The 6687-nt window shown below is 60.1% G+C and carries 5 protein-coding genes; 2 read left to right on the forward strand and 3 right to left on the reverse strand.

Annotated features, from left to right (window positions below):
• The first annotated feature begins 228 nt into the window (after window positions 1-228).
• On the forward strand, window positions 229-1293 hold the full coding sequence (dinB, locus tag G3436_RS05580; RefSeq protein WP_163942233.1) for a DNA polymerase IV: 1065 nt from the start codon (window positions 229-231) through the stop codon (window positions 1291-1293).
• A 44-nt stretch (window positions 1294-1337) separates the two neighbouring features.
• Here dinB and G3436_RS05585 read toward each other — a convergent pair whose 3' ends face one another.
• The 3 genes from G3436_RS05585 to G3436_RS05595 form a co-directional block, all read right to left on the reverse strand.
• Window positions 1338-2285 (reverse strand): YceB family lipoprotein, encoded by a 948-nt coding sequence (locus G3436_RS05585; protein WP_163942236.1) that lies wholly within the window; start codon window positions 2283-2285, stop codon window positions 1338-1340.
• Window positions 2286-2305: 20 nt separating this feature from the next.
• Window positions 2306-4021: a proline--tRNA ligase gene (locus G3436_RS05590; RefSeq protein ID WP_163942239.1), complete on the reverse strand. Its 1716-nt coding sequence runs from the start codon at window positions 4019-4021 to the stop codon at window positions 2306-2308.
• Between the two features lie 166 nt (window positions 4022-4187).
• Window positions 4188-5495 (reverse strand): OprD family porin, encoded by a 1308-nt coding sequence (locus G3436_RS05595; protein WP_163942242.1) that lies wholly within the window; start codon window positions 5493-5495, stop codon window positions 4188-4190.
• 794 nt (window positions 5496-6289) lie between these two features.
• Between G3436_RS05595 and G3436_RS05600 the strand changes: the two genes are divergently transcribed.
• Window positions 6290-6687, forward strand: a 398-nt coding sequence (locus G3436_RS05600; RefSeq protein ID WP_163942245.1) for an HIT domain-containing protein, incomplete at its 3' end; no start/stop codon positions are given.

Consider the following 6687-nt stretch of genomic DNA (forward strand, 5'->3'; position numbering starts at 1 on the left):
GCTCCATCCCGCGTCTGTGGAGTGAATTCTACAGATATATCTGGACGTGTCAATCGCTAAAAACCAGAAATCCTTTTTTGTTCAATTGCTTAGCGCTCGTGAATGAGGCACGGGGCAGGCTGGGCGGGGCTTGCAGGGCATTCATGGGGTACAAATACCGGTGTGGATGCAGTCGCCGGGAGTGAATGAGATACTGCACGTACGAATCAACGGTAGCCACGGTCATCCATGTCTCAGCGCAAGATCATTCATATCGACTGCGATTGCTTCTATGCGGCTATCGAGATGCGCGACGACCCCCGCCTGGCCGGCAAGCCGCTGGCGGTGGGTGGCTCGGCCGAGCGTCGGGGTGTGATTGCGACCTGCAACTACGAGGCCCGCGCCTTTGGCGTGCGCTCGGCGATGTCGTCGCATCATGCCCTGAAGTTGTGCCCGGACCTGGTCATCGTCAAGCCACGCATAGACGCTTATAAAGAAGCGTCACGCGAGATTCACAACATCTTTCGCGAATACACCGAGCTGATCGAGCCACTGTCGTTGGATGAAGCCTACCTGGACGTGTCGGACAGCCCGCGCTTTGCCGGTAGTGCCACGCGCATTGCCGACGATATCCGGCGGCGCGTTGCACAGCGCCTGCACATCACGGTGTCGGCCGGGGTGGCACCAAACAAGTTCCTGGCCAAGATCGCCAGTGATTGGCGCAAACCCAATGGGCTGTTCGTGATCACCCCGCCTGAGGTCGAGGATTTTGTCGCAGCCTTGCCCGTCAGCAAGTTGCACGGCGTGGGCAAAGTGACCGCCGACCGGCTTGGGCGCCTGGGTGTCATCAATTGCCTGGACCTGCGCGAGTGGGAGCGGTTGGCGCTGGTGCGCGAATTCGGCAGTTTTGGCGAGCGCCTGTATGGCCTGGCACGGGGCATCGATGAGCGAGCGGTGCACAACGACAGCCGGCGTCAGTCGGTGAGTGTCGAGAACACCTACGATGCCGACCTGCCTGATCTGGCCAGTTGTCTGGAAAAACTGCCCGAACTGCTCGAGTCGCTGAGTGGCCGCATGGCGCGCATCGATGACAGCTACCGGCCAGGCAAGCCGTTCGTGAAGGTCAAGTTCCACGACTTCACCCAGACCACCCTTGAGCAGGCAGGGGCGGGGCGTGATCTGGCAAGTTACCAGCAACTGCTCAGCCAGGCCTTCGCACGTGGGGCCAAACCGGTTCGTCTACTGGGGATAGGTGTGCGTCTGCAGGATTTGCGTGGGGCGCATGAACAGCTGGAGTTGTTCTTGCCCCAGTGAAGCCGAACGCGCCGCAGGCGTCGCGTCCGGTTCGCGGGAGGGGTCTACTGCGCGCCCGGATCGGCCACCAGGCGGCCGGCGTCCTTGGTCAGTGACTTGAGAAACTCCTCTTGCAGTTCCGGATCGTTGCGGGTCAGCTCGATCAGGCTCTGCTCCAATTCGCTGGCTTCCTCTTCCAGGCCAAGCTCGGACAGACGCTTGACGCGATGCACCCATTGGCTGACTTCGTCGTCTTCCAGGTCGTCGTAGATCAGGTCGTGGGCTTCGACCAGTTTGCCGCGCAGCGTTGTGCTGAGCAGCAGGCTGGCGTCGGCGCGTACGCTGTTCTCTTCATCGGCCACGGCCAGGTGCAGTGTGCCGACATGGGTCAGATTCTGTTCGGTGAACGGGCTGTCGAGCAGGTTCAGGCGCAGCACCCCGTTGCGATCGGTGGTCAGTTCGTGGGTGAGCTTGCCCGCCTTGACTTCGACCGGACGCTCGCTCCACGGCAGGCTGGTGTACTCCTGGCGCTTGTCCTTCTGTACTTCGTTGATGCCCGCCAGGTTCTGTTGCGCACGGCCGTTGGACTGCACGTTCATGAACGGATTGAGCCCGGCGAAGCCATAGCTGAGCCAGTCGCGGGTGACGCTGTCGGGCAGGTTGCCCAAGGCGAACACATTGACCACATTGGCGCCGGCACCCGCCACCACAGCCACTGCGCCCAGCGGTATCTCGTACAGTTCGCGCCAGGGCTGGTAGGGCGTATAGCGGTCGTAACGGCGGGTCACTTCGAATTCGGTGACTTCGAAGTTCTTCTGCTCGTGGATGCGAACACGCCGCTGCGGCAGCTCGAGCACCTTCGGCTCACCGACATCAATCTGCAGGCTGTGCTCGAGCAGCTTGCGCTCGATCCGCTCCTCGTGCTCGCTACGCTGGGACATCTGGTTGGCGCAACCGCTGAGGAGCACAACGCCGCACAAGGCGGCGCCTCCGAAGGTCATTCGCTTGAACATGTCTACTCTTGTGTTGGCTATCAGCGACGGATGCGGGCTTGCAGGAACGACAGCACCTCGGCCACGGGCAGGGCCTGGGCCTCGCTGTCCTTGCGGTACTTGTATTCCAGGTTGCCATCGGCCAGGCCGCGGTCGCTGACCACGATCCGGTGGGGGATGCCGATCAGTTCCATGTCGGCGAACTTGATCCCCGGGCTGGTTTTCTTGTCGCGGTCGTCCAGCAGTACTTCAAAGCCTGCGGCGGTCAGCTCGGCATAGAGCTTGTCGGTGGCTTCGCGCACTTCGGCGGTCTCGTAGCGCAGTGGCACCAAGGCGACCTGGAACGGCGCCAGGCTGTCGCTCCAGATAATGCCCTTGTCGTCGTAGTTCTGCTCGATGGCAGCGGCGACCACGCGCGATACACCAATGCCGTAGCAGCCCATGGCCAGGGTCACCGGCTTGCCGTTCTCTCCCAGTACCTGGCACTTGAGTGCCTCGCTGTACTTGGTGCCCAGCTGGAAGATGTGCCCGACTTCGATGCCGCGCTTGATCATCAGCGTGCCCTTGCCGTCAGGGCTCGGGTCACCGGCCACGACGTTGCGCAGGTCGGCGATTTGCGGCACTGGCAGGTCGCGCTCCCAGTTCACGCCGAAGTAGTGCTTGTCGTCGATGTTGGCGCCGATGCCGAAGTCGCTCATCAATGCCACCGAGCGGTCGATGATGCAGGGCAGCGGCAGGTTCAGCGGGCCCAGCGAGCCGGCGCCGGCACCGATGGCGTCACGCAGTTCGGCATCGCTGGCCATGACCAGCGGGCTTGCCACCTGCGGCAGGTTGGCTGCCTTGATTTCGTTGAGTTCGTGGTCGCCACGTACGATCAGCGCAATCAGCTTGCCCTCTTCGGCAGCATGCACGATCAGGGTCTTGACGGTGCGCTCGATCGGCACGCCATAGCCTTCGACCAGGGCCGCGATGGTTTTCGCGTCCGGGGTGTCGACCAGGCGCAGTGCCTCGGTAGGCGCAGGGCGCACGGTTTCCCGTGGTACAGCCTCGGCTTTCTCGATGTTGGCGGCGTAGTCGGAGCTGTCGCTGAAGATCACGTCGTCTTCGCCGGACTCGGCCAGTACGTGGAACTCGTGGGACCAACTGCCACCGATCGAGCCGGTGTCGGCTTGTACAGGACGGAAGTCCAGGCCCAGGCGGGTGAACACGTTGCAGTAGGCCTGGTGCATGCGATCGTAGGTCTGTTGCAGCGATGCCTGGTCGGCATGGAAGGAGTAGGCATCCTTCATGATGAACTCGCGACCGCGCATCAGGCCAAAGCGTGGACGGATCTCGTCGCGGAACTTGGTCTGGATCTGGTACATGTTCAGTGGCAGCTGTTTATAGCTGCTCAGTTCGTTGCGGGCGAGGTCGGTGATCACCTCTTCGTGGGTCGGGCCCACGCAGAATTCGCGACCGTGGCGGTCCTTGAGGCGCAGCAGTTCCGGGCCATACTGTTCCCAGCGGCCGGACTCCTGCCACAGCTCAGCGGGCTGGATGGCTGGCATCAGCACTTCCAGGGCACCGGCAGCGTTCATTTCTTCGCGCACCACGGCTTCGACCTTGCGCATCACACGCAGGCCCATCGGCAGCCAGGTATAAAGGCCGGATGCGAGCTTGCGGATCATGCCGGCCCGCAGCATGAGCTGGTGGCTGATCACGACGGCGTCGGAAGGGGTTTCTTTCTGTGTGGCGAGCAAATATTGACTGGTGCGCATGGTAGGCCGTTGTCGGTTGCTTAACTGAAATGACCCCGCATTGTACGGGGGCGATTCGGTGGCGTACAGGATGGTGGCGCCGGAAACTGCGCCAAGTGTATCAGCGCAAAAGAAAAAGCCCGGCAGTGCCGGGCTTTTTCGAGCTGAGGGGCGTGAGCCGGGAGGCTTACAGGATGCTCAGCGGGTATTCCACGATCAGACGGGTGTCGGTGAAGTCGTTGTAGTTCGCTGCGTTCTCAACCGCGTTGGCACGGTTGATCGAGTGACGCACGCGGAACGACAGATCCTTGGCCGGGCCTTCCTGAATCACGTACTTGGACTCGAAGTTCCATTCGTGTTCTTTGCCTTCGACGTTGTTCTCGTTGTCGTCGGCCAACTGAATGTTGTCACCGGTGATGTAGCGGGTCATGAAGCTCAGGCCCGGCACGCCGTAGGACGCCATGTTCAGGTCGTAGCGCGCCTGCCACGAACGTTCGTTCGGGCCCACGAAGTCGGAAATCTGTACCGAGTTGGCTACCGATACCGTGCCGCCGCCGTCTACACCGTAGTTGTAGCCGGTAGGACCGCTGGAGCGCTGGTGGGCCAGGGTAAAGGTATGTGCGCCCAGGGTGTAGGCTGCCGACAGGCTCCACACCTTGTTGTCCAGATCGCCGGCGAGTTTCTTGCCTTCGTCCTTGCTGCGGTAGGCATTGAAGTCGAACACCAGGCCCTGGTCTTCAGACAGTGGCACGGCCAGGTTCAGGTTGACGTATTGCTTCTTCCAGAAGTCTTCAACGTCAGAGGCGTGGATCGCTGCACTGAAGTTGTCGGTGAACTGGTAGCTGGCGCCGACGATATCGGCAGAGCGCAGGGTGGCGCCGCTTTGGGTCAGGCTGTCACGACCGGTCTGCACCTGGCTGTTCATGGCGGTGAAGTGACCTGCGGTCAGCTCCAGGCCCTTGATCTCGTTGCTGGTGATCAGGGTACCGGTAGCGACTTCCGGCAGGATGCGGCTGTCGTCGGTGGCGAAGACCGGGCTGCTGGTCATCTGGTTGCCGTACTTGAGCACGGTGTTGGACAGACGCAGCTTGATGGCACCGCCGGCTTCAGACTGGGTGTCTTCCGGGCGACCTTCGCTGTTGGTGGCGAACTGGTCGGCGCCGCGGGTACGGCCACGGCCGCTGTCCAGTTTGGTGCTGCTCAGTGTGTGGGCATCGATACCGAAACCGATGGTGCCCTGGGTGAAGCCCGAGGAATACAGCAGGCGAGTGCCGATGCCGGTTTCTTCGTAGTAGGAGTTTCGCAGGCCAGCTTTGGTGTTGGCGATGGAAGCGCCATTGCGGGCATCACGGTTCATGTACAGCACACGGTTGAAGATGTCGAACTTGCTGTCTTCAACGAAGCCTTTGGAATCACCTTGTTCGGATGCTACTGCCATCTGCGAGGCGCCTGCCGCTACGGCCAGGGCGATCATGCTCCACTTCATCACGCGCATCGTGATTTGCTCCTTTGGTTTTTAGGAAGATTACTGCCATGCCCCTTGGTTTTTTTATGGGGCGGCTCTTTCTTGTTTGAGTCGGCGAAATGTATATCACGCAGACTGTTGCTGGCGATACTTGCGAAATGAACCTTTCGGTAACCTTACGGTCATGTCGCAAACGGTTAAGTCCTTGTCGCAAATTACGTCCCGGCTTTACGGGGTCGCGCAACTACAGTGCTGTTTAGCAGGGCATCAGGGCGGTTGAACATACGCTAAGCCCTTGATACCAAAACTCCCTGGTTACCCGTGCAACTGTTGTTTTTGTCGCTGTTCGCTTGCTTATGCAGGCGTCATGCCGACGATGGGCAGTGAGAATGCAACAAGCGTGCTCAACCGTGCCAGGCGTTGATGAAATTTTCACATTTGTTCATTCGAAACGGGTTTGGCGTAGAAAAACCGGGGGTTCAAAGACATTTTCGTTTGGCAGGCGATGCCGTTGCGGAATAAGTAAAAAACCGACTTCAAAGTCAAATCGTTACCGATCTGTAGGATGGGTGAGTAGTTTTGGGTAAGGCGCTGCGCTGATTGGGTTCGCGAGGCGCTATTTTGGTGCGAAAAGTAGCGTTTTGTTACCGGCGCTTCCACTGCAGCGGTGCCTGCTGCTGGTGCTGTGGGTTTGCTGGCGGGCCAAATCGGGGCGGGGGATAGGGTGTGCCCACGTATCCCATGCCACGTGTGGCGATCGGGAGTATCCTTGCGAGCATGGCTTGCCCTGGGGTGAGCATTCGAAAATAGCGAGGAGTTTGCCTGTGTTCGTTCTGGATTCACGTTTGCATCAAGACACTGTGGCGTTGGGGGATTTTCCGCTTTGCCGTTTGTTAATTAGTAAGGATGCTAACTATCCATGGTTCATTCTCGTTCCGCGGCGGGCCGACATCAGTGAGTTCTTTGAACTTGAAGAAGCGGATCAGCAGCAACTCTGGAAAGAAACCACTGCGTTGGCCGAGTTGCTCAAGGCATTGTTCGGTGCGGATAAAATGAACGTGGCGACGTTGGGTAACGTTGTCAGCCAACTACACATGCATGTGATTGTGCGACATAAAGGCGATGCCGCCTGGCCGGCGCCGGTGTGGGGGCATTCGCCGGCGCTTGCGTATGCCGATGATCAGTTGGAGCAGGTTCGTCAGCGGCTGGTTGCGGCCTTGGG

The sequence above is a fragment of the Pseudomonas brassicae genome (assembly GCF_010671725.1).
GTDB classification, from domain to species: Bacteria; Pseudomonadota; Gammaproteobacteria; order Pseudomonadales; family Pseudomonadaceae; genus Aquipseudomonas; species Aquipseudomonas brassicae.

Bases quoted from the DNA above. Each gene is read 5' to 3' on its own strand.
- dinB (WP_163942233.1), top strand. From the start codon at position 229: ATGTCTCAGCGCAAGATCATTCATATCGACTGCGATTGCTTCTATGCG.
- G3436_RS05585 (WP_163942236.1), bottom strand. From the start codon at position 2,285: ATGTTCAAGCGAATGACCTTCGGAGGCGCCGCCTTGTGCGGCGTTGTG.
- G3436_RS05590 (WP_163942239.1), bottom strand. From the start codon at position 4,021: ATGCGCACCAGTCAATATTTGCTCGCCACACAGAAAGAAACCCCTTCC.
- G3436_RS05595 (WP_163942242.1), bottom strand. From the start codon at position 5,495: ATGCGCGTGATGAAGTGGAGCATGATCGCCCTGGCCGTAGCGGCAGGC.